Annotated in this window: 18 protein-coding genes and 1 pseudogene; 10 read left to right on the forward strand and 9 right to left on the reverse strand. The window is 51.2% G+C overall.

The window, feature by feature from the left end; translation table 11 throughout:
- Positions 1-52: 52 nt before the first annotated feature.
- Entirely contained in the window at positions 53-946 is an 894-nt protein-coding gene (locus CWI35_RS13775) for a PhzF family phenazine biosynthesis isomerase (protein WP_069304627.1), read from the forward strand.
- A 367-nt stretch (positions 947-1,313) separates the two neighbouring features.
- Here the strand turns inward: CWI35_RS13775 and CWI35_RS13780 are convergent, their stop codons facing one another.
- Together CWI35_RS13780 and CWI35_RS13785 are read right to left on the reverse strand one after the other, a co-directional pair.
- On the reverse strand, positions 1,314-2,447 hold the full coding sequence (locus CWI35_RS13780; RefSeq protein ID WP_119877855.1) for an IS4 family transposase: 1,134 nt from the start codon (positions 2,445-2,447) through the stop codon (positions 1,314-1,316).
- A gap of 279 nt (positions 2,448-2,726) precedes the next feature.
- Positions 2,727-4,094 carry an ISLre2-like element ISGsp3 family transposase gene (locus CWI35_RS13785; protein WP_015374689.1) on the reverse strand — a complete coding sequence of 456 codons (1,368 nt, stop codon included), beginning with the start codon at positions 4,092-4,094 and terminating at the stop codon, positions 2,727-2,729.
- A 254-nt stretch (positions 4,095-4,348) separates the two neighbouring features.
- Between CWI35_RS13785 and CWI35_RS13790 the strand changes: the two genes are divergently transcribed.
- Positions 4,349-4,903 (forward strand): GNAT family N-acetyltransferase, encoded by a 555-nt coding sequence (locus CWI35_RS13790; RefSeq protein WP_069304488.1) that lies wholly within the window; start codon positions 4,349-4,351, stop codon positions 4,901-4,903.
- 494 nt (positions 4,904-5,397) lie between these two features.
- On the opposite strand, the gene CWI35_RS13800 is transcribed toward CWI35_RS13790, so the two are convergent.
- The gene (locus tag CWI35_RS13800) at positions 5,398-5,871 is read right to left on the reverse strand and encodes a hypothetical protein (protein ID WP_119877856.1); all 474 of its coding nucleotides are present in this window, start codon (positions 5,869-5,871) and stop codon (positions 5,398-5,400) included.
- 95 nt (positions 5,872-5,966) lie between these two features.
- Here CWI35_RS13800 and CWI35_RS13805 point away from each other — a divergent pair, with 95 nt between their 5' ends.
- A complete protein-coding gene (locus tag CWI35_RS13805) occupies positions 5,967-7,625 on the forward strand; it encodes an IS1634 family transposase (protein ID WP_011229657.1) in 1,659 nt (552 codons plus the stop codon).
- 130 nt (positions 7,626-7,755) lie between these two features.
- Here CWI35_RS13805 and CWI35_RS13810 read toward each other — a convergent pair.
- Positions 7,756-8,370: pseudogene (locus CWI35_RS13810) on the reverse strand (type I restriction endonuclease); the annotation flags it as partial.
- A 152-nt stretch (positions 8,371-8,522) separates the two neighbouring features.
- Between CWI35_RS13810 and CWI35_RS13815 the strand changes: the two are divergent.
- From CWI35_RS13815 to CWI35_RS13830, 3 genes are all read left to right on the forward strand, one after another.
- Positions 8,523-10,562, forward strand: a complete 2,040-nt coding sequence (locus CWI35_RS13815) for a bifunctional 2',3'-cyclic-nucleotide 2'-phosphodiesterase/3'-nucleotidase (RefSeq protein WP_069304487.1) — start codon at positions 8,523-8,525, stop codon at positions 10,560-10,562.
- An 800-nt stretch (positions 10,563-11,362) separates the two neighbouring features.
- A complete protein-coding gene (locus CWI35_RS13825) occupies positions 11,363-11,995 on the forward strand; it encodes a LysE family translocator (protein WP_069304485.1) in 633 nt (210 codons plus the stop codon).
- 62 nt (positions 11,996-12,057) lie between these two features.
- Positions 12,058-12,306, forward strand: a complete 249-nt coding sequence (locus CWI35_RS13830) for a hypothetical protein (RefSeq protein WP_162924028.1) — start codon at positions 12,058-12,060, stop codon at positions 12,304-12,306.
- Between the two features lie 37 nt (positions 12,307-12,343).
- Here CWI35_RS13830 and CWI35_RS13835 read toward each other — a convergent pair whose 3' ends face one another.
- Positions 12,344-12,970, reverse strand: coding sequence for a LysE family translocator (locus CWI35_RS13835; protein ID WP_033009727.1), 627 nt, complete (start codon positions 12,968-12,970; stop codon positions 12,344-12,346).
- A 424-nt stretch (positions 12,971-13,394) separates the two neighbouring features.
- Between CWI35_RS13835 and CWI35_RS13845 the strand changes: the two genes are divergently transcribed.
- The 3 genes from CWI35_RS13845 to CWI35_RS13855 all read left to right on the forward strand — a co-directional run bounded on the left by CWI35_RS13845 (position 13,395) and on the right by CWI35_RS13855 (position 17,323).
- Positions 13,395-14,762, forward strand: a complete 1,368-nt coding sequence (locus CWI35_RS13845) for an ISLre2-like element ISGsp3 family transposase (protein WP_015374689.1) — start codon at positions 13,395-13,397, stop codon at positions 14,760-14,762.
- A 230-nt stretch (positions 14,763-14,992) separates the two neighbouring features.
- Positions 14,993-15,640, forward strand: coding sequence for a LytTR family DNA-binding domain-containing protein (locus CWI35_RS13850; protein ID WP_020961021.1), 648 nt, complete (start codon positions 14,993-14,995; stop codon positions 15,638-15,640).
- A gap of 165 nt (positions 15,641-15,805) precedes the next feature.
- A complete protein-coding gene (locus CWI35_RS13855) occupies positions 15,806-17,323 on the forward strand; it encodes a succinyl-CoA:acetate CoA-transferase ScpC (protein ID WP_069304484.1) in 1,518 nt (505 codons plus the stop codon).
- 123 nt (positions 17,324-17,446) lie between these two features.
- On the opposite strand, the gene CWI35_RS13860 is transcribed toward CWI35_RS13855, so the two are convergent.
- Positions 17,447-18,397: a cation diffusion facilitator family transporter gene (locus CWI35_RS13860; RefSeq protein ID WP_069304483.1), complete on the reverse strand. Its 951-nt coding sequence runs from the start codon at positions 18,395-18,397 to the stop codon at positions 17,447-17,449.
- Positions 18,398-18,777: 380 nt separating this feature from the next.
- Between CWI35_RS13860 and CWI35_RS13865 the strand changes: the two genes are divergently transcribed.
- Positions 18,778-19,896, forward strand: coding sequence for an RNA-guided endonuclease InsQ/TnpB family protein (locus CWI35_RS13865; RefSeq protein ID WP_033016725.1), 1,119 nt, complete (start codon positions 18,778-18,780; stop codon positions 19,894-19,896).
- Positions 19,897-20,113: 217 nt separating this feature from the next.
- Here the strand turns inward: CWI35_RS13865 and CWI35_RS18320 are convergent, their stop codons facing one another.
- From CWI35_RS18320 to CWI35_RS13875, 3 genes are all read right to left on the reverse strand, one after another.
- Positions 20,114-20,257: a hypothetical protein gene (locus CWI35_RS18320; protein ID WP_021322715.1), complete on the reverse strand. Its 144-nt coding sequence runs from the start codon at positions 20,255-20,257 to the stop codon at positions 20,114-20,116.
- 99 nt (positions 20,258-20,356) lie between these two features.
- Positions 20,357-21,166: a yteA family sporulation protein gene (locus CWI35_RS13870; RefSeq protein ID WP_014196611.1), complete on the reverse strand. Its 810-nt coding sequence runs from the start codon at positions 21,164-21,166 to the stop codon at positions 20,357-20,359.
- Positions 21,167-21,254: 88 nt separating this feature from the next.
- A complete protein-coding gene (locus CWI35_RS13875; RefSeq protein WP_011232349.1) occupies positions 21,255-22,184 on the reverse strand; it encodes a 1,4-dihydroxy-2-naphthoate polyprenyltransferase in 930 nt (309 codons plus the stop codon).
- Positions 22,185-22,291: the final 107 nt, after the last annotated feature.

The raw sequence follows: 22,291 nt of genomic DNA on the forward strand, positions 1-22,291 counted from the left end.
CTATCAAGCAGAAAACCTTGAAATGATTAATCTTATTCTGGAGGTAATGAAAATGAGTAAAGTCAAAGTTTATCATTACGATGCATTCAGTAATGAGCCAAATATGGGGAATCCAGCAGGTGTAGTTTTAGATGGAGACCAATTCACTGAAAAGGAAATGCAAGAAATAGCGTTAAAAGTAGGCTTTAATGAAACAGCTTTCCCTCTTAAATCTGATAAAGCGGACGTTAGAATTCGTTATTTTACACCTGGACATGAAATGAATCTATGTGGTCATGCAACAATGGCTGCTATTTATGCATTAAAAACAAAAGAATTACTAAAAGAAAAGAGTGATTTAACAATAGAAACCAAAGCAGGAGTTCTGCCAATAAGAATAAATCGAAATTCACAAAACGAAATAGACATAACGATGAAACAAGCATCTCCACAATTTAAAGAATTTAATGGTTCAGTTGAAGATTTAGCCTTTTCCATAGGGCTGAAAAAAGACGATATAGAACCGAACTTACCGATTTTATACGGAAGTACAGGTACTTGGACTTTATTAATTCCAATAAAAACCCTAAGTGCTTTCAAAAGAATGAAACCCAATAATAAGCTCTTCCCAAGTATATTGAAAGAAATGCCAATGGCTTCTGTCCACCCTTTTTGTTTAGAAACTTATGATTCAAATGCACATATGCATGCTCGACATTTTTCTTCGCCTTTCTCTGGCACGATTGAAGACCCAGTAACAGGAACTGCTTCTGGGGTAATGGGCGCATATTATGCAAAATATATCGCAGATAATAACGTATTAAACCTAAACCTTTTAATTGAACAAGGTCAGGAAATTGGAAGAGATGGAAGAGTAGAAGTAAATGTGATGAAAAGTGAGGATTCATATGAAGTAGAAATTACAGGTAAAGCTGTTTTTGTAAAAGAGATTGAGGTTTTTATTTAATTAACAAAGTTTCCTGTTTTACTATCTACTATCCTGAAAATTTCTGAATCCAAAAAGGCAACACTCCCATACGAACTCGAAGTATCAGTTTGTAATCGACCTCTGACTTCAGCTATAAGAGCAGTATAGACATAATATATTTCACATTTTCATTCTTCTGATGGTGATGCATAGATGCGGTATGGTTGTCTCCCATGGAAGAATGAATTAACTTCCATCATCTGTGGTGAAACTTGTTTAATGTTTGGCTAAGGGCAGGGTAGTTGAAGAACTATATTGGGAGGAGGAATTTTTAGTGGCAGAAACAGTTGTACCAATTACAACAGATAATTTGGAACAATGTATTGAACTATATCACGAGTGTTGATTATCCAAAATTAGACATACGTCTTCCATAAATTTGGGCATACTCAAACAAAGCAGCGGCCATCCCGGATTTCCAATCGAGAGGAAGCTGCCCAGAGAAAAAACGGCGAACGAACGAAATGAAGGAAAGAGAGACGTTCGTCTGTTTTTTGGTTTGATCATACAGCCATCGCAGCAACACATACGCGATGAACGCCGCAAACAGTTGGTTGTATACCGCATTTTCCGTCGTGCCAAACAAGGTCGGGACATTCAGATATTGCTTCACCCAACGGAAAAAGACCTCAACAGTCCAACGTTGTTGGTACATGTCGGCAATGGTTTCCGCAGACGCATGGAAGAGGTTCGTCACGACCCGAATGTCGCGGCCATTCGCATCTCGAAAGATCACCACCCGGTGACGCTTGGTGGAGCGGCATTGTTTCGTCCCCAACTGGCACGTGAAGTCGGCTTGAACCGATGAAGATGCGCTCGGAAGGCGTTTCAAGCTTTTTTTCTGATGAAGTTCGATGTTGTCCTTCATCCGAATGACAAAGAGCTGATGCTGCTCTACAAATCGATCGAGGCGTTCGATTTTGAAATACGCCCGGTCTTCCACGAGCACTTGTTGAGGGTTCGTCAACTGTTCTCCCACTGGGCCATCGTGACGCAGCCCGGTCGTTTCCACCACGTCTGCCGGCAACGAGGATTCCGGCGAATACGCGACGTGCAGCTTCACTCCGGCGCGTTCGCCGTGATACGGCGCCCATGGCAGGCGGTTTTTCCCGACCGTGACGGTCGTCGAATCCACCACCCGAAGCGGTTTGGGAAACCGAAGCGAACGGCGGGTTTGGCGGTTGCACTTGGAAATGATCAACGCCAACAAGCGTTTCATGATGTCATAGGGAACTTCTTTCGCTTTCTTGGATACAGTTGAATAATGGAATCGCGGCAATCCATACAGAGGCCCCACATCGGCTCCGTGGCGAAAGCTTTTCCATTGATGCATGGCGGCCAGCAGGAAGAAGTGAATCAACTCGCGCAACGGAAAGGTTCGAGACGAATCACGATCCCCAACCGCTTCGGCAATCCGTTGAATCTCTTCATCCGAAACAAGTTTTTGCATCAAATTCGGGAGTGTGGTATGCTTGTTCATAGAGAGCACCTCCTGGGTTTGTTTGTGTCGCTACTCACATTCTACAGGAAAGGTGCTCTTTTTTCTATACCCTTTGGATTTTATTGGATAATCAACACGCCTGTTGTCGAAAAATATTTTTTGGACACGAGTCAGTCAAGACTTTGTGGAGAACATTTTTTCGGTTCACTACGGGCGTTGTCAATCACTAGTTAGCGAACCATTTTCAGGAATTAATATCGTAAGCGCTTTCGGACTCTCATCCCTCATCTTGAGGCGATGATACGATATTCCATTTTTTTACACCCAACCACCATCCCGGAGCGCCGACAACGCTTGATGGATCGGTGTCCCGGATGACCGCTGCAGACACGGTAGATTCTGACGCACCACATCTGCCCATAACCGTCCGGCCTTCCGTTTGGCCTGTTCGATCCGCTTGGACTTTGTTGAGGCCGAGGCCGCCGTTCGGGTCTCTTCTTCCTCCACCAACTGCCCATTTCTCCGCCAAATCCCGTCGATTCGGGCCGCCATCGCCCTCAGAAACGCCCGAAGCCCTTGGTCTTTCCAGCTGCGGCGGGATTTCACCCGATGCGCAAACCGGCTCATCACGCTCTCGGCGTGGCCCATCGGACGCATGCCGGTCGTCTCCACCCCTTGCTCCGACAGCCACTCCCGATAGTCCCGGATGCATCCCGGCATCGACTCGATCCGGCGGATCATGGCAGCCATCTGCTTCTCTTTCGCTTCGTCCTCCAACGTGCCGACCGCGCTGTTCAGCTCCACGAGAAGCCCCTCTTCGTCTTGTTTCGCCAGCTTCTTCCGCACCTCCCGCCAACGCGGATGGCCGGACAGACACTGACGCAGCTCCCGCGCCACATGAAATCGATCCAGCTGAAAGCACGCCCGCTTCCCAAAATACTCCCGGCAGGCCGTGATCCACGACGCCGCGTCGCCGTTGATGATCAACAGGTCCCGGCACGGATCATAGGCATATTCGTTCATCAGCCACTCTTCGAACCGTTCCCACACGTCTCCCTCCCCTTCATGGAGGTAGTGGCGCCGGTTCACGAGCTCGAGCTGCGAACCGTTTCGTTTCCATCCCTCGTGAACCGCCAGGATTTTCTCTTCTTTCGCCCGTTTCCCTTTCCCCTGGCGGGAAATAAACAGTCCATCCGCCTCCACAAACAGCACCCGGCCGTGCCGTTGGGAAACAGGGCGGTGCAGCGAGACAGGGGCCTCCAGCACCAGTTGGCGAATCGCCTCGTGGCTCATGACCGCATACCCCACGATCGACTCCAACGTACGGGCCGCTTTGCGGTAGGAAGAGCACTCTACGGCCAACTCGACCGCCGTTTCCTCGAGGCAAGGACTGATCGATCGGGCCCCATCAAAGCCTAATTCGGCATCCAGCAAGAAGGTATAGTTCCCCGTTTGCCGGTCATAGTAGTAGTTCCGTCGAAACGTCACTTCTCCAAACAGCGTTTGGATCGTAGTCGGCCGTTTGTCTTTCAGCTGATACCGGCGCTTGTCCCGCGCTTCCGCCAGTTGTTGATCAATCTCCTCCAAAAGGGCCGCCAACAAGACAGCGAACACCTTTTGAAGAGTTCTGACTAATTGTTCCTCCAGCTCTTTTAATAAAGGCCATTCTGTGGTAAGATGTTTCATGGACTCTCTCCCTCCTGTTTTCGGTTGATGTTGACAATCACCATCATAGCAGGGAGAGAGTCCTTTTTGCATGACATTTGCTTTTTTCTACCGCGCTTCGCTTGGTGGCCCCGACGAGCGTCGCGAACAAAAGTTCGCAACCCTCGTCGGGGATCATTTCGGAATGTCACCCACAAATATTTTACTCACACTTTGGACACCCCTGAGGGGCCGAAAAGCCTTGATACATCAACATTTCTAGTGGGAGGATAGCCATGGGGAGCATTCAACCAAGGCGGTTGATGACGGCAAGCGGCCGGCCGATTGTCGTACGGACGGCATCACCTGAGGATGCCGAGCGTGTCGTTGCGTTTGTGAAGGCGGTGGCGGCGGAAGCGCCGTATTTGTTGACGACGGAAGCGGAAGTGGTGACGACAAGCGAGCGGCAAAGGCAATGGCTGCAACAAATGGCGGACGATCCTGGAAAGTTGGCGCTGTTGGCCGAGCATGACGGAGAGATGATCGGGTTTTTAGATTTTCATAATGGAAATAAGCGGCGAACCAAGCACCAAGGGTCTTTCGGCATGAGCGTGAAAAACGGCTTTCGAGGCCAGGGGATCGGCACGGCGTTGCTTGCAGCGCTCCTTGATTGGGCAAAAGAAAATCCTTTGATTGAAAAAGTTTGCCTCGAAGTCGTCGCTGACAACACGAACGCGATTCGATTGTATCAAAAGTTTGGATTTGTGGAAGAAGGCGTGAAGAAAAAAGCTGCAAAAATCGATGACGGGACGTATTGGGATTTGATTTTGATGGCCCGCTTTGTCAAATAGGGGGACGGGTGGCATCAAAAGTGTTATGAAAACTCCACACAGACCATCCCATTGAGCATCGAAGGGATGCTCAAGGCTGGATTCGCCTTTGGCCAACACCCGCCAAAGGTGGGAAAGAGTCATCAAGGGCGACGGGGATAAAAAGAAGGCAATCGAAAAACCGCCCTTGCCTTTATCGAATGTTACCTTTGGCGGCGTTCGGTTGGTCAAGGGTTCGCTTCGCCGAATCCGGCAGGTTTTCTCTTCGACGGGCTCGGGAGGACAAAAAGGTCAGGTTGTCTCTTGTTGGAGAAACGCTTGTGCCATGGCGATCAGCTTCGTTCACTGGGCCGACATATGCGATAGCTCGGCGAGCTCCGGGATGACGACCGGCACCCGGCCTTCGAGCGCGCTATGCGGGCGCAGAAAGTGGAAATAGCCACCTTGGAGGTTTGGAGATCCTCCTTTGAAACATGGGTGTTCCTTCTTTGTTATGGAGCAAGGCTTTCCAATGTTTAGAGGAACTTCTGTGCTACTTTTATTAGTTTATCCCTATGTTTTTCAATATCGGCCACCGTTTCGATATATACTGTTGTTCTCCCTTCATCATTGAACTGAATGTACTTGTTGCTTGTATTGAGTCCGAGACGGCAAATCCATCTTCGGATGTTATTGTCCAGTAAAACATTGAAGTAGCTCAAGTTATCGCGATAATAGATACGTTCGGGATCAAGAATCTCCCTTAGGAGCAGCCGCACTAATACATACCCCTCAAGCTCCTCCTCTGTAGTGACGATCTGCGGCGCATTGTGTTCCTCTTTTGGATCTTCGGGAACATCTGGCGCTTTCTCTTCTTTCGCTTGGGCGGTCTCTTCTTCGTCACTGTTGGCTAAGGCAGCCTTAAGTTTATCGTTGACTTGGTCGTTTAGAAACTGTTTCAGTGCCTTTTTCACAAGTCCTTGAAACTTTTCGATCACGTTTTTACTCACATTTCGCACCCTCCCAACGAAAATCGGGAGGATTTTTTCGTTCCGATGTCGAATGAATCCTTGACACACAAGGAAAGTGAAGGAGTTTTTCTCTCATGAACGTTCAAGTCAAAAAGGTCTATCGTAATGATTATTTGAATATAATAAGTGCCCTATTCAAGAAACTGGGCCTGCCCCAATTGATTGACCATCTCGTTCCCGTTGATCCACAGTGCCAGACTCGAGTCAGCGATGCCGTTCAGGCCATCATCTACAATCTGTTTGACGGCCGGCAAGCCCTCGTTCACGTGGAACGATGGGCTCAGGAGATCGATCTAGAGAAACTCATCCGTCCCGGTCTCCATCCTTCCTGGTTGAACGACGATGCCTTGGCTCGTCATCTCGACCGCTTGTATGAGGCCGACATTCACAAGGTGATCAGCACTTGCTTGATTCACATTTATCGCAAAGAAGGCCTTTCCCTCCGAGCCTTTCACGCCGATACGACGGACAAGACGGTTTACGGCGCGTATGAATCGGCCTCATTAGAGGCTTTGCAGATCACACATGGCTATAACCGCCATCATCGTTGGCAAAAACAGATCGGCTTCGGACTGGTCGGCAACGAGGACGGCATCCCGTTTTACGGCGATGTGCACGACGGCAACCTGCCTGACAAAACGTGGAATCCGGAGGTGCTGTCCCGTGTCCACGAACAGCTCAAACAAGCCAAGATGGAAGACGAATGGATTTACGTGGCCGATTCCGCCGCGATGACAAAAGACACTCTGGCGCAAACCAAAGCGGCCAACGCCTTTTTGATCACCCGAGGCCCTTCGTCGCTTCGGATCGTGAAACGGGCATTAGCGGAGGCCGATTCGCCTCACATCCCGTGGAGCGAACCCTTTACCCTGGCGGAGAGAAACGGCGCCACGTACCGGGTATGGGAAACATCCTCCACCTATGAAGGCCACCCCGTTCGGCTGATCGTCGTCGAATCGAGTGCGCTCGACCAGCGAAAAGGAAAGACGCTCGAAAAAGAACGAACCAAAGAAGCGGAGCTTCTTCGCGAGGAACAAGCCCATTGGGAGCGCCACCCTTTCTCCTGCCGGGAAGATGCCGAACAAGCCTTGGCGTCCCTCAAGGCGTCCCTTCGCCCCCGGTTTCATCGGGTTGAGGCCGCGGTCGAAGAGATCGTACGCCCGAAAAAACGGCGCGGACGGCCGAAAAAAGGGGCGGAACCCGAGGTGGAGACGCTGTATTTCTTGCACCTTGACGTCGAATTCGACCAAGACGCGTGGGAACAGGCGAGACGGAAAGCGTCCCGGTTTGTCCTTGTCACGACCGTTCCGAAGGAATGGAAGGGCCAACCCATGGATGCCCAAGAGATCTTGAAGCTGTATAAAGGGCAGATCTCGGTGGAAATGAACTTCGCTTTTTTGAAAGATCCGTTTTTCACGGATGAGATTTACGTCAAAAAACCAGAACGGGTCGCAGTATTAGGCTATTTGTTTCTGTTGGCCTTGGCTATTTACCGCGTTTTTCAGCGCCGAGTGCGTCAGTTTATTACTCCAGAACACCCGTTGAAGGGTCCTGGAGGCCGCAAGCTGACCCGGCCGACGGGACAGGCGATTTTTCAGCTGTTTCAATATGTGAACGTCGTCCTGTTCAAGCTGCCGGATGGGCGCATCCAACGCTCACTGGACCGCTCCCTTACCCCTGATCAGCGAAGGATTCTGCAGGGGTTGGGGCTGGATGAGAGCATTTACGTGTAACGTCATACGGAACGACCAGCGATGGTAAAAAAAGGATTGCCATCGCTCGTTGTGTTGGTCAAAAAGTTATTCTGAAAAACTAAATAAAAAATCCTTTGTTTTGACCTTGTTAGGGTGCGAAATGTGAGTTTTTAGTTTTCTTTCCGGGATAAATATCGCTGATGATGAATGCAACAAACTCATCGGACGGGTTTTCCCACTGATTATTCAGGAACTGTTTAATTTCATTTAGGTATTTTAATTCGGATGCGGCGCTGAAAATGCTGTCGACATCGAAACTGCTTTTTCGGAATTTCGCCAGCTCGACAATTTGATTTTCTCTCGGTTCAGCGAGGTTAAACTCGAAAAATGGCACTGAATCCATTTTGTTCTGTTCATCGAGATCGGTATAAAATCTGTATAAGATGCCGTTAGTCAAAATAGCGAACTTAGCTGAGGTTGCACCAAAATATCTAAACAGCTGCGAATCGTGTTTATCCAGCTTTTGATTGGCGGCCTTAGCTTCAATGAGAATAACCGGTTTTCCATCGATCATAATGGCGTAGTCGACTTTTTCCCCTTTTTTGATTCCCACGTCAGCTGTAAACTCCGGTAAAAACTCTTCCGGATTGAAAATATCGTACCCTAGAACTTGAAAGAAAGGCATAATGATCGATGTTTTCGTAGCTTCCTCTGTCGCTATAGTATTTTTTAATCTGTTCACCCTTTTCGATAGTGTCTGGATCTGCTCGATGAAGTGATCCATTTTGCTCCACCCCTCTGCACAACATTTATATGTCCTTGACGGACCATTTATATCCCCCTTTGCTAAACTTTCAGCGAAACATTTCCCGAAAATTTTGGATCTTTTATAGTATAATACAGATGACAATGATTTGATGAGTGGGGGGACGGGCATTGAAAAAACGGAAGAAATACGCGGCGGCGAGCGTGTTGTTGGCGTTGGGGCTGCTGGCTCCTTCGTTTGGGCCGACAGCGGTAGGCGCGGAGGATCGGGATGTCGTCAAGCTGCGCATTTTGGAGACCACCGACGTACATATGAATCTCGTCAACTATGATTATTTCAAAGATAGTCCGACGAATGAGTTCGGGCTGTCAAAAACGGCGCGATTGATCGAGCAGGCGCGCGCTGAGCAGCCGAATACGCTTCTGTTTGACAACGGAGATTTGATTCAAGGAACGCCGCTTGGCGACTATGTGGCGAAAGTGAAGCCGCTGCAAGATGGCGAAGTGCATCCAGCCGTGAAACTGTTGCATTTGTTGAAATATGATGCGGCGACAGTGGGAAACCATGAGTTCAACTATGGCTTGGATTTCCTCGATGAGGTGTATGATGATGCCAAGCTGCCGATCGTGAACGCGAATGTGTACCGCGATGACCATGATCAAAATCCAGATAACGATGTCAACTATTTCACGCCGTATCACATTTTAGAGAAAGAAGTCGTTGATGAAGACGGGGAGGCACATACGCTGAAGATCGGTGTCATCGGCTTTGTGCCGCCGCAGATTATGGATTGGGACAAAGCGAATTTGCAAGGGAAAGTGATAGCGAAAGACATTGTGCAGTCGGCGCAAAAGTATATTCCAAAAATGAAAGCCGAAGGGGCCGATTTGATCGTCGTGCTGTCGCACTCGGGCATTGAAACCGGCGGAAACAGCCCGAATATGGAAAATGCCTCCTATTATTTGACGCAAATTCCGGGGGTCGACGCCGTGCTGACCGGCCACCAGCATAAAAAATTTCCGGCGCTTCCGGGAACGACGCCTGATTTTCTGGATGGGAACGGTATCAACAATGAAAACGGGACGATCAATGGCGTTCCGGTGACGATGCCAGGTTCGTGGGGCGATACGCTTGGGGTCATTGACTTGACGGTTGAGCAAGTGGATGGGAAATGGAAAGTAACACAGGCAAAAGCCCAGCTTCGCCCGGTGTATGACAAGGCGACGAAAACGCCGTTGGTTGACAGCGATTCGGCCGTTGAGCAGGCCATTCAGGCGGAGCACGAAGCGACGATCCAGTACGTCCGCAGCCCAGTGGGAAAAACTACGAGCCCGATCAACAGCTATTTTGCACTCGTTCAAGATGATCCGTCCGTGCAAATCGTCACGAACGCCCAAAAGTGGTATGTGGAAAAAATGTTAAAAGGGACGCAGTATGAAGGCCTTCCGGTGCTGTCAGCCGGCGCTCCGTTCAAGGCCGGCGGGCGCGGTGGACCGAGCTATTACACGGATATTCCGGCAGGGGAAATCGCCATTAAAAACGTCGCCGATTTGTACTTGTATCCAAACACGGTGTATGCGCTGAAAATTACGGGAGCCGAGTTGAAAGAATGGCTTGAGTGGTCGACGGGACAATTCAACCAAATCGACCCGAACAAGACAGGCATTCAGCCGCTTGTCAACAACGACTTCCCGACGTACAACTTCGACATTATTGATGGCGTGACGTATGAGATCGATGTTACCGAGCCGGCGAAATACGACAAAAACCAAAATGTGATCAACCCGAAAGCAAACCGCATTAAAAACTTGCGATTCCAAGGCAAACCGGTGACGGCGAAGATGGAATTTATCGTTGCGACGAACAACTATCGGGCGACGACGAACCGGATCATCAATCCGGGCGGGAAAAACACGATTTTGGCCGCGCCGGATGAAAACCGGCAAGTGATCATCGATTATATTCGCGAAAGCGGAACGATCAACCCGTCCGTGGACGGCAACTGGACCTTTGCGCCAGTGAAAGGGAAAGCATCGGTGACCGTTTCCTTTGAATCGTCACCGGAAGCACAAAAATATTTGCCGCCAGACAGCCGCATCCGCTATGTGGCGACATTGTCCAACGGGTTTGCCCAATACGAACTTACGCTGTTGTCTTGGAAAGAAACGAAAACAAACCATTCGAAAGAGCTAGAAAAATCTGGACGTTAAGAAGAGGTTGGAAAAATAGCAGGTGATTTAGGAGGCAGGTGATTTCGTATAAAATACTGCTAGTTCCAGCTGTTTCTTAATTAGAACAACCTTGCGGAATCAATCTTCTTTTTCGGCGAAATGCCGCTGATTTGCTCGTGACAGCCGTTTTTTACCGGCCTTTTAGGTGACACGAAAATGTGACTAAAAGTATTTCTGGCGCTACTGCCATTTTTTCCATTTCGAAAATATCGCCTTTTTGACTGACGATGAGAAGAAGATCTTTTACGTTAACGTCATTTCCGAAAGAAGTCTCCCACCTCAAGGAATGTGAAGAGCGATCGATCAATGAGTAGGTGGGAGATGAATTTCGGTTGGCCATCGCCGATGAATATGATCGTCTATGGTTCAAACCGACACCTTTGGAACGAAGGGAAGCGTAAAGGGTTCTTGTTTGTGGCTTACCGTTCAGCGAACACGCACAAGTCGCTTGAAGCCCCTGCCTCTAAGCGAAGCGTAGGTGGTGGGCAGTTCGCTTCTAACAAGGACAGTGAAAAACAGCCGCTTTCGTTGAGCGGGCGGTCATGGAAGGAAAAAAGATGTTCGATTGGGGAAGCGCTGCTTGTCCGACCGGGCGCTACCCATCATCTGCTTTTTCGAAGGCCGGTGGACATCGAGGTTCTTGGGATCATTCGTTTTGGAAAACGGAACGATTTTGTCACTGTATCGGTGGTGAAGCCACCCACCTTTTGTAACATTGCCCGAAAGCAGTGCCACTGTCCATGGATGATTGTTTGCTAGCTTGGTCAGGAGGGAGACATGTGTTAGGCATTACAAGTTACGGGATGTATTTGCTGGCGTCGATTTTGATGCATGCCACTCCGGGAGTGGATACGATGTATATTATGGGGCGCAGTGTGGCGCAAGGGAGAAAAGCGGGCGTGTATTCGGTGTTGGGCATTTCGACGGGGGTGTTCATTCATACGTTGCTCGCTGCGTTTGGCTTGGCGGTGATTTTGCAGCAGTCGGTTGTCTTATTTACGGCTGTGAAAATCGCTGGCGCAGCGTATTTGGTGTATCTTGGCATCAAAATGATGCGGCAGTCGACGCCGCCAGCGTTGGAGTCCGAGGAACTGGCGCCGATGAAGCTGAAAAAGATTTATTGGCAAGGCGTGACGACGAATGTGATGAATCCGAAAGTGGCGTTGTTTTTCCTTTCCTTTTTGCCGCAATTCATTCAAACGGCTCAGCCGTACGGTCCGCTCCCGTTTCTGCTGCTCGGCGTTTCGTTCGTGGTGACGAGCACGCTGTGGGGGCTTGGCGTCGTCTATGTGGCTGCGCTGGCGACGAAACGGGTGCGCCAACATGCGAAAGCGGCGCTTTGGGTGAATCGGCTGACAGGGATCGTGTTTATCGGGCTTGGCGTGAAGCTGCTGCAAACGAAAGCGTCGTGAGCGAGGGCGGGCGGCGTCGGAACGCACGATTCTCAGCCGAATGAAAGCGCGGGCGGTGATTCGTGAGGAGGTTGGTTGGAGAAATGGGGGCGGATGACAAAGGAATAGCGGTGATTCTCCTTGTGGCGGGAATCGGGATGTTTCCGTTTGGGATCGTGATCATTAAGCAGCAGTGGGGAAGCATACAAGAAGAAGGAGGGCGTGAGCGGAGAATAGCCTTGTTTTTTGAAATGATCGATCTTTGGTCAACGTGGGTGCTGTTCCTCTCCCTGCTTCTCATATTGGGAGGCGCGGCGCTGTTGTGGAGATGAGCAGAAAAGAGGGCAGCCGCCCTCTTTTTTCTTGCCGCTACGACCGTTCGCTGACGGCGATTTGAATGCCGATCAGCGCGAAGATGGCGCCTTTGAGCCAATGGATTCGCTTGGTGATGGCGGTGTGGGCCGAGAGCCATTGGCGCAGCTTTTCCGCGCCGATGCTCACCAAGGTGAAGACAACGAGCGCCTGCACGAGAAAGATGGCGCCTAATAGAAGCATCTGCCCCGGCACATGGCCGGCTGTTTCGTCGACAAACTGCGGCAAGAGCGCCAAGAAGAAGAGAGACACTTTCGGGTTGAGCACGTTCATGACAATGCCTTTTTTGTACAGCGAGGTGTATGCCATCGGCGTCTGCCGCCCAAAGGCGAGGCCTTCGTCTTGTTCACGGAACGCCTGCCAGGCTAGGTACAGCAAATACGCGGCGCCCGCGTACTTGACGATGGCAAACACCAAGGCGGATTGGTACATGACGGCCGAGACGCCAAGCACAGCGGCGCTGATATGGACAAGCAGCCCTGTGCAAAGCCCGAGCGCGGTGGCGATGCCCGCCCATTTGCCTTGCGACACGCTTTGGGCGATGACGAATAAAATGTCCGGACCCGGCGCCAATGTAAGCAATATGGCGACGCCGAAAAACGACAAGATGACCTCGATCTCCATCGGAACCCTCCTTTTTGATCAGTTTGGCGGGGCGGCCGTGAAAGGCGGTTATGTATATGGATTCGCGAAAGAGCGGGCGATTCCTTCTCGAACGGCGGCGATCAAAGCGAAAACCGGCGGATCAGTTCTTTTGGAGAAATGCTGTCAGATGGGGGGCTTTCTGGTCCGACATGGCCAGACGGGGCGCCAAACTCGTTTTTCACCGGCTGTCCACGGCAGCGAAACGAAACGATGTGTGAGTAAAATATTTGTGGGTGACATTCCGAAATGATCCCCGACGAGGGTTGCGAACTTTTGTTCGCGACGCTCGTCGGGGCCACCAAGCGAAGCGCGGTAGAAAAAAGCAAATGTCATGCAAAAAGGACTCTCTCCCTGCTATGATGGTGATTGTCAACATCAACCGAAAACAGGAGGGAGAGAGTCCATGAAACATCTTACCACAGAATGGCCTTTATTAAAAGAGCTGGAGGAACAATTAGTCAGAACTCTTCAAAAGGTGTTCGCTGTCTTGTTGGCGGCCCTTTTGGAGGAGATTGATCAACAACTGGCGGAAGCGCGGGACAAGCGCCGGTATCAGCTGAAAGACAAACGGCCGACTACGATCCAAACGCTGTTTGGAGAAGTGACGTTTCGACGGAACTACTACTATGACCGGCAAACGGGGAACTATACCTTCTTGCTGGATGCCGAATTAGGCTTTGATGGGGCCCGATCGATCAGTCCTTGCCTCGAGGAAACGGCGGTCGAGTTGGCCGTAGAGTGCTCTTCCTACCGCAAAGCGGCCCGTACGTTGGAGTCGATCGTGGGGTATGCGGTCATGAGCCACGAGGCGATTCGCCAACTGGTGCTGGAGGCCCCTGTCTCGCTGCACCGCCCTGTTTCCCAACGGCACGGCCGGGTGCTGTTTGTGGAGGCGGATGGACTGTTTATTTCCCGCCAGGGGAAAGGGAAACGGGCGAAAGAAGAGAAAATCCTGGCGGTTCACGAGGGATGGAAACGAAACGGTTCGCAGCTCGAGCTCGTGAACCGGCGCCACTACCTCCATGAAGGGGAGGGAGACGTGTGGGAACGGTTCGAAGAGTGGCTGATGAACGAATATGCCTATGATCCGTGCCGGGACCTGTTGATCATCAACGGCGACGCGGCGTCGTGGATCACGGCCTGCCGGGAGTATTTTGGGAAGCGGGCGTGCTTTCAGCTGGATCGATTTCATGTGGCGCGGGAGCTGCGTCAGTGTCTGTCCGGCCATCCGCGTTGGCGGGAGGTGCGGAAGAAGCTGGCGAAACAAGACGAAGAGGGGCTTCTCGTGGAGCTGAACAGCGCGGTCGGCACGTTGGAGGACGAAGCGAAAGAGAAGCAGATGGCTGCCATGATCCGCCGGATCGAGTCGATGCCGGGATGCATCCGGGACTATCGGGAGTGGCTGTCGGAGCAAGGGGTGGAGACGACCGGCATGCGTCCGATGGGCCACGCCGAGAGCGTGATGAGCCGGTTTGCGCATCGGGTGAAATCCCGCCGCAGCTGGAAAGACCAAGGGCTTCGGGCGTTTCTGAGGGCGATGGCGGCCCGAATCGACGGGATTTGGCGGAGAAATGGGCAGTTGGTGGAGGAAGAAGAGACCCGAACGGCGGCCTCGGCCTCAACAAAGTCCAAGCGGATCGAACAGGCCAAACGGAAGGCCGGACGGTTATGGGCAGATGTGGTGCGTCAGAATCTACCGTGTCTGCAGCGGTCATCCGGGACACCGATCCATCAAGCGTTGTCGGCGCTCCGGGATGGTGGTTGGGTGTAAAAAAATGGAATATCGTATCATCGCCTCAAGATGAGGGATGAGAGTCCGAAAGCGCTTACGATATTAATTCCTGAAAATGGTTCGCTAACTAGTGATTGACAACGCCCGTAGTGAACCGAAAAAATGTTCTCCACAAAGTCTTGACTGACTCCGAAACGATTTGCCATTTGACAAACGCGGCGGTGCTGCTGAAAATAAAAGTATGGAACGGTTTGCAAGAGGTGGGGGATATGGATTCGCTGCTTGTTTCGGCCATTCGCCAAGTTGTGAATGAATGGTTTCCCGTTGAAGCATCGCTTGTGATTTCCGACGACCGGCGGTACATTTACTACCAGCCGAGCCGGCAAATTGATTTGAAAATCCGTCCGGGTGATGAAATCAAACCGGATTCGGTCACCTACAAGGCGTTGGTGATCCGCCGGAAAATTGAAGAGCAAAAAGACAGCCGGGTGTTTGGCGTTCCGTATTTCGGCGTGTCGGTTCCGATTTTGGAAGACGGGGTGCCAAAAGGATGCGTGACAGCTGTCTGGCCGAAAAAGCCGCTTTTGGCGACGTCGTATTTGACGATACGGACGATGGACCGCTGGGTTCCGGTGCCGTTTGACGCGGTTGTTTATTTGGAAGCGCAAAACCGGAAAACGTTCGTCAAATCGATGCACGTCGGAGGCCATCATAAATACAATTTGACCGAATTGGAATTTTCTTTGCCGGCTGACCGGTTTATCCGCTGCCATCGGTCGTATATTGTCAATGTTGAGTATATCGCCGAAATTCAGCCGGATTCCCACTCGACGTTTTTGCTTGTGATGAAGGACGGCTCCAAAGTGCCGGTCAGCCAAACGTACGCCAGCCATTTCCGGAGACGGCTCGGCTTTTGATGACACCGCCGATACAGGCGGTTATTTTTGTGAAGCGGCAAGTTTTTCTGCGTGATGCAGGAAAAATGCTGCTTCGATGCAAAAGAAAGCCCTTTCGCTCCAATTCGAATGATTTTCCCCTTGCGAGCCGCTATAATGAGGGAAAAACAAAAGGGGGAAATCGCTTTGGAACCATTTGTTTTCGAACGGATCGGCCATCAGGCGTTGCGGGAGCGGATTGTGACGGCGGAAACGGCCGCCTCATGGATTGAAGATGGCATGACCCTCGGATTGAGCGGTTTTACCCGCGCGGGGGACGCAAAAGCGGTGCCGACGGCGCTTATTGAACGGGCCAAGCGGCAGCCGCTGAAAGTCGACGTCTATACAGGGGCTTCGCTCGGATCGGATATTGACAAGATGATGGCAGAAGCAGGCATTGTCCGGAAACGGCTGCCGTTTCAAGCTGACGCCGCGATGCGCCGGAAAATTAACGAAAGGGAGCTGCTGTTTGTCGACCAGCATTTGTCGCATACGGCGGAACTCGTCCGTTCCGGTGTGCTGAAACCGATTGATTACGCTATTGTGGAAGCGGTTTCGATTACGGAGGACGGCATGATCATCCCGACGACGTCTGTCGGCAACTCATCGATTTTTGTGGAAAAAGCAAGACGGGTCATTGTCGAATTGAACGTCGCCCAGCCGAAAGCGCTTTACGGGTTTCATGACATTTATGAAGTCGGGAAGCAAGGGGAGCGCGCCCCGATTCCGCTGACGAAAGTGGACGACCGGATCGGGACGATCGGCATTCCTGTTGATCTGGAGAAAATCGCTGGAATTGTCGTGACGAACCAAACGGATTCACCGTCGACGATTGTGCCTCCGGATGCGGAAACAGCGGCGATTGCCAGGCATTTGATCGAGTTTCTTCGCCGCGAAGTAGCGGCGGGGCGGCTGTCCGAACGGCTGGCGCCGATTCAGGCCGGGATCGGCTCTGTCGCGAATGCGGTTCTTTACGGCCTATTGGATTCTGAATTTTGCGACTTGGAAGTCTATTCGGAAGTGCTGCAAGATGCGATGTTCGATTTGCTTGATGCAGGGAAAGTGCGGTTTGCCTCGGGATGTTCGATCACCTTGTCGGAAAACAAGATGAAACAAGTGTACCACAACTTGGAAGCGTACCGGGGCAAACTCGTGCTGCGGCCGCAGGAGATTTCCAATCATCCTGAACTGATTCGCCGCCTCGGCCTCATTTCCATTAATACGGCGCTTGAGGCCGATATTTACGGAAATGTGAACTCGACGCATGTCCGCGGCACCCAGATGATGAACGGCATCGGCGGCTCGGGCGACTTTGCCCGCCATGCGCGCCTGACGATTTTTGTGACGAAATCGAGCGCCAAACATGGGGCGATTTCGAGCATCGTGCCGTTCGTCTCCCATGTCGACCATACGGAGCATGATGTCGATGTCATCATCACCGAACACGGATATGCCGATTTGCGCGGGCTCGCCCCTGTCGAGCGCGCCCCGCTCATCATCGAACATTGCGCCCATCCGGATTACCGTCCGCAGCTGCGCGATTACTTCGCTGAAGCGCTCAAGCGCGGCGGCCATACGCCGCACGTATTGGAACAAGCGTTGTCCTGGCATATCCGGTATGAACAATTTGGAACGATGCGGGAAGAAACGTATCAGCTGCAATGATGGAAAGAAACACAGGGCGTGGCGCCAAACCGCGTTCTGCGCTGGTTTTTTCATAGCGGCCGAGCGCAATAGACGGCAAAATGACGAAAGACCGCCTTGCCGATTCGGCATGGGCGGTCTTTATCATTGCGGCTGCTTCTTTTTCTCCAAAAACGCCTTCCCATAGGTTCCGTGGTCGTGGAGCATGGCGTGCTCGACTTGGATCGTGGCATGCTCAATGCCGTATTTTTCCTTCAGCATTTCATTCACCGCCAAGATGACGCATAGCGGCTGGATGCGTTCGTTGACAAACACATGAGCCGACAGCGAGTAATGGTCGGTCGAGATGGCCCATAAGTGCATGTCGTGCACGTCTTCGACCCCTTCGATCTTTCGAATATCGGCGCGGATTTGTTCGAGGTCGAACCCATCTGGCACGGCTTCCATTAAGATGAGATACGATTCGCGCATAATTTTCGCCCCGCCTGTGAAAATGATGGCGGCGATCACTAAGCTGATGATCGGGTCGAACACCGTCCAGCCGGTGAAGTAAATGAGCAGCGCGGAAACGATGACGCCGATCGAGCTAATCAAGTCGCCGATGAAATGCCAAAGGGCGCTCTGAACGTTCAAGTTGTCTTCCTCTTTCGTGCTCCGGCTTAAGACGATGGTCAACGTCAAGTTGACGACGAGGCCGATCGCTGCGATCCCGAGCATGAGGCGAAAGTTGATCGGTTCAGGATGGAGAAAACGCTGAATGCCTTCCCATAAAATCCACAGCGCAATGACGGCCAACGTCAGCCCATTCAAAAACGATGTGATGATTTCAAACCGCAAAAAGCCGAACGTAAACCGACGGTTCGGCGGGCGCGTCGCCATGTAGAGGGCGACCATGCTTAAGCCAAGCGCCAGTACATCGGATGCCATATGGGCCGAATCGGACAAGAGGGCGAGTGAGTTGGAAATCAGTCCGCCAATGATTTCGACGGCGGTGAAAAACATGGTCAACAAAAGCGTCACCCAGAGCGCTTTTTTCGATTCATTTTGCGTTTTGACGTGCGGGAGATGGTGAAAATCGTACAGTGTTGGAGCCATAATGCACCTCCATTATTTATAATAATTATCAACTTGTATATATTATAATATAAAAATCCACCTGTGTGCAAATGAAATTTCGACAGCCAGAAACAGCGGTTGTTGGAATTTGTCTAAAAATATAGACGAAGCATTCAAGGAATAAAGCCTTCTGTTGGCGAATAGGAATCAATGCTGTGTATGGCCATCATTTTGCTTCGGAAAGGATGCGATCCAGCTTGATTGCGGCGAATCCGACAGATTTAGAAGTGTATTTGTTTCATCGTCTTTGGCGAGGAGACCCCCACTTCAACGACCAAAGGGAGTAAGTGGGGGAGGAATCGCTTTTTTGTGTTTTTGTATCACTAAAAAATATATTTAGTGAAAGAGAGGTGAGACAAATGGACATGACGTTAACAGCCAAAATCAAAATTTACCCAACAGCGGAACAAGCAGAAGTATTGAAAGCCACCCTTTCCGCTTATCGACAAGCGTGCAACGCTGTGTCTGTTGTGATTTTTGACACAAAAGTGCTTGCACAAGCCAAGTTACACGACATGACCTATCGTCTACTTCGATCAAACTACGCTTTGCGTTCGCAAATGGCGCAATCTGTGATTAAAACGGTGATCGCTAGATACCGTTCCCTAAAAAGCAATGGTCATGAATGGACATTGGTTCGCTTTAAAAAGCCTGAATATGACCTCGTTTGGAATCGAGATTACTCCATTGTTCAAGGGTTATTTTCTGTCAATACACTAGAAGGACGAATCAAAGTGCCATTCGAACCAAAAGGCATGGAACAATATTTTGATGGCTCATGGACGTTTGGCACAGCCAAACTCGTCTACAAGCATAACAAATTCTTTTTGCACATCCCCATGACCAAAACAATTCCAACCGTAGATGAACACAACATTCGCCAAGTGGTCGGTGTTGATGTAGGGGTTAACTTTCTTGCAGCAGCTTATGATTCGCAAGGGAAAACTACCTTTTTTAACGGACGAAAAATCAAGCATATGCGTGCCAAGTACAAACGAATGCGAAAAACCCTCCAGCAAAAAGGGACGGCTTCTGCGCGTCGGAAGTTGAAAACAATCGGACAACGAGAAAACCGTTGGATGACGGATGTGAACCATGCTGTCACGAAGGCACTCGTTCGTCAATATGGAGAACGTACCCTTTTTGTATTAGAAGATTTAACAGGCATTCGTGAAAAAACAGAACGTGTACGTATCCATGACCGATATGAAACCGTATCGTGGGCGTTCTATCAGTTCCGTCAAATGTTAGAGTATAAGGCACGTTTGCATGGGTCAAAAGTGATGGTGGTTGCTCCGCATTACACCTCTTTGACATGTCCAAAGTGTGGTCATACGGAAAAAGCCAATCGAAACAAGCGTACACACACCTTTTGTTGCCGAACATGCGGATACACCTCAAACGATGACCGCATTGGTGCTATGAACCTTCAACGAAAAGGAATAGAGTACATCGTTGAAGGAACGACACAGGCATGACCTGCGTCGTTGGGTAGTTGTCAACCTGCCCCTAATGCAACCCCAAGTCAAGGAAGGAGGACGAAGTCCGCTCGCACTTCTGGGGAGTTGCAAGCCCCCACTTCAAGCGTTAGCGAAGTGGGGGTAGTTGACTCAATCATCGTCCTTTTAGGGAATTTCGAGGGGGAAGGCAGAAAAGCAAAAGGGCGTTCCGTTTGGCCGGAGCGCCCTTTCTCGCTTAGTCGTCGCCGTCGAGCCAGTCGCCGATGCCGCCGAGGATGCTGCCTTCGCCGACCGACCGTCCGCCGGCGCTCGGGGCGGCAATTTCGACAAACTGCATGTCATCGCCGTACAGCCGGTAATCGATCTCATGTGCGTTCATCATTTCGCCTCCATTCGGATCATATGACGTTCTGCTCTGTACTACGGAAAACGGCATCGGCCCGTTTCACAAAAAAGACCATCTTGCCGATGGCCTTTTTCATGGAGTTGTTTCCCCAAAATGCTGCTGGGACGGTCTTTCATCGTACCGGCGGTAGCTGTCTGTCGATGTATACGGGTCTTTTTCATACGCCGGCAAATCGCCGATGTTCGACATGATGCCTTCGTCATCCAATATGTTTTCCAGCAGCTCATGCTCCCGCGTCGGGTACACACGTACGTGTCTGCCATGCAAATCGACGGCCGCGAAATTTTCCAAGTCTTCGACATAGCCGACGTTCTCTTCCGACTCGGCATACACTTCGCTGTAGGAATCGACGTTTTTGCCAAGGTCCGAAGGGGTGTCGGATGTGCCGTAGCGGGCTGCTTCCTGCCATGCATCTTCCGCGTCGTAAGCGACCGATTCCGCGCGGTCATCGAAATCGAATTTGCCAAACGGCGGCATAAGCACGCCCTCTTCAAGCGGCCGCTTTTGCGACACCGTTTGATCCGGGCTGTGCTCGCGGCAGTAGAGTGTTGTCGGCAGCGCCTCGAGCCGTTCGTATGGGATCGGCCGGCCGCATACGCGGCACGTTCCGTATGTGCCGTCGGCGATGGCGCCAAGCGCCCGTTCAATCTCGCGAACTTCGCGCTCGGCATGCTCCTTTAGGGCGAGATCTTTTTCCCGCTCATACAGCTCTGTCGCCTCATCGGCCGGATGGTTGTCGTAGCTCGCCAGCTCACCGACCGCATCGTGGGCGTGGCTGCGGATCATGCCGAAATGGTCGTTTTGCTTCAGCCGGTCTTCCGTCTCCCGTTTCATGTCGAGCAGTCTTGAGCGGAGGGCGGCAAGCTGTTCGTTCGTCAGCATCAGTCGCAATCCCTTCCTTCGCAGTAGCGTCTATATGGTGTAGTATGGGCGAAAATCAAAAAAAAAAAACACGGTCATGTTGACCGTGTTACAGCCAATGGGCAATGAGCAAGCCAGCGGCGAGCAAAAAGCCGAACTGTGTATTCGTTTGCGCCGTCGCCTTCATGGCCGGCATCATCTCGATCGGCTTGATTTTGCCGATAAATCCGCGCGTCGCGGCGATTGCTTTTGGAATGCTCAATAAAGCGAGCAGCGCCCAAAACGGCACGATCTGAAACACCGCAAGCGCGGCCGTCCAAAGAAAGGCAACGGCGAACATGGCAGCGAGCAGGCGGATGGCCCAATCGCGGCCAATCAAAATGGCGAGCGTCTTTCGCCCTTTTTCACGGTCGCCGTCCAAGTCGCGAATATTGTTCGCCAGCAAAATGGCGCCGACCAAAATCGCGATCGGAATGGCGGTGAGCACGGCGCCGCCGCTGATATAGCCCGTTTGGATGAAAAATGAAATCAAAATGATGACAAAGCCCATAAAAAACCCAGCCGCCAGTTCGCCAAACGGCGTATAGGCGATCGGAACCGGCCCTCCGGTGTAAAAATAACCGGCCGCCATGCAAATCGTTCCGACAACGGCGAGCCACCAACTGCTTTCGGCGCAAATGTAGATGCCGATGAGCATAGCCAACCCAAGACAGCCAAACGCCAACGCCAGCACCGTTTTCGGCTTGAGGCCGTCGCGGACGATGGCGCCGCCGATGCCGACCGACTCCGGTGAATCGAGGCCGCGTTGATAATCGTAGTATTCGTTGAACATGTTCGTCGCCGCCTGAATCAACAAAGAGGCGATCATCATCGCGGCAAACAGCAGCCAATCGATCGATGTTTCGCCAAGCGCCAGCACCGTGCCGACGCATACGGGCACAAATGCCGCCGTCAGCGTATGCGGGCGCGTCAGCCGCCAAAAGACGCGCCAGTCGCGGCGCGCCGGCGGGCGATGGTCCATATGTGTGAATGATTGCATATTCATTCCCCTTAGATTCTGTGAAAATGTCATTCGTTTATGTCCAAAATAAGTGTAGGCAAACGTTGAAAGCATGTCAACCCTTCCCGATAGATAAATGATTTCCT

This window comes from [Bacillus] caldolyticus, assembly GCF_003595605.1.
Lineage (GTDB): Bacteria > Bacillota > Bacilli > Bacillales > Anoxybacillaceae > Geobacillus > Geobacillus thermoleovorans.

What these genes read in the sequence shown, in the direction of transcription:
- CWI35_RS13775 (WP_069304627.1), top strand. Translation starts at nt 53, where the DNA reads ATGAGTAAAGTCAAAGTTTATCATTACGATGCATTCAGTAATGAGCCA.
- CWI35_RS13780 (WP_119877855.1), bottom strand. Translation starts at nt 2,447, where the DNA reads ATGAACAAGCATACCACACTCCCGAATTTGATGCAAAAACTTGTTTCG.
- CWI35_RS13785 (WP_015374689.1), bottom strand. Translation starts at nt 4,094, where the DNA reads ATGAAACATCTTACCACAGAATGGCCTTTATTAAAAGAGCTGGAGGAA.
- CWI35_RS13790 (WP_069304488.1), top strand. Translation starts at nt 4,349, where the DNA reads ATGGGGAGCATTCAACCAAGGCGGTTGATGACGGCAAGCGGCCGGCCG.
- CWI35_RS13805 (WP_011229657.1), top strand. Translation starts at nt 5,967, where the DNA reads ATGAACGTTCAAGTCAAAAAGGTCTATCGTAATGATTATTTGAATATA.
- CWI35_RS13835 (WP_033009727.1), bottom strand. Translation starts at nt 12,970, where the DNA reads ATGGAGATCGAGGTCATCTTGTCGTTTTTCGGCGTCGCCATATTGCTT.
- CWI35_RS13845 (WP_015374689.1), top strand. Translation starts at nt 13,395, where the DNA reads ATGAAACATCTTACCACAGAATGGCCTTTATTAAAAGAGCTGGAGGAA.
- CWI35_RS13850 (WP_020961021.1), top strand. Translation starts at nt 14,993, where the DNA reads ATGGATTCGCTGCTTGTTTCGGCCATTCGCCAAGTTGTGAATGAATGG.
- CWI35_RS13860 (WP_069304483.1), bottom strand. Translation starts at nt 18,397, where the DNA reads ATGGCTCCAACACTGTACGATTTTCACCATCTCCCGCACGTCAAAACG.
- CWI35_RS13865 (WP_033016725.1), top strand. Translation starts at nt 18,778, where the DNA reads ATGGACATGACGTTAACAGCCAAAATCAAAATTTACCCAACAGCGGAA.
- CWI35_RS18320 (WP_021322715.1), bottom strand. Translation starts at nt 20,257, where the DNA reads ATGAACGCACATGAGATCGATTACCGGCTGTACGGCGATGACATGCAG.
- CWI35_RS13870 (WP_014196611.1), bottom strand. Translation starts at nt 21,166, where the DNA reads ATGCTGACGAACGAACAGCTTGCCGCCCTCCGCTCAAGACTGCTCGAC.
- CWI35_RS13875 (WP_011232349.1), bottom strand. Translation starts at nt 22,184, where the DNA reads ATGCAATCATTCACACATATGGACCATCGCCCGCCGGCGCGCCGCGAC.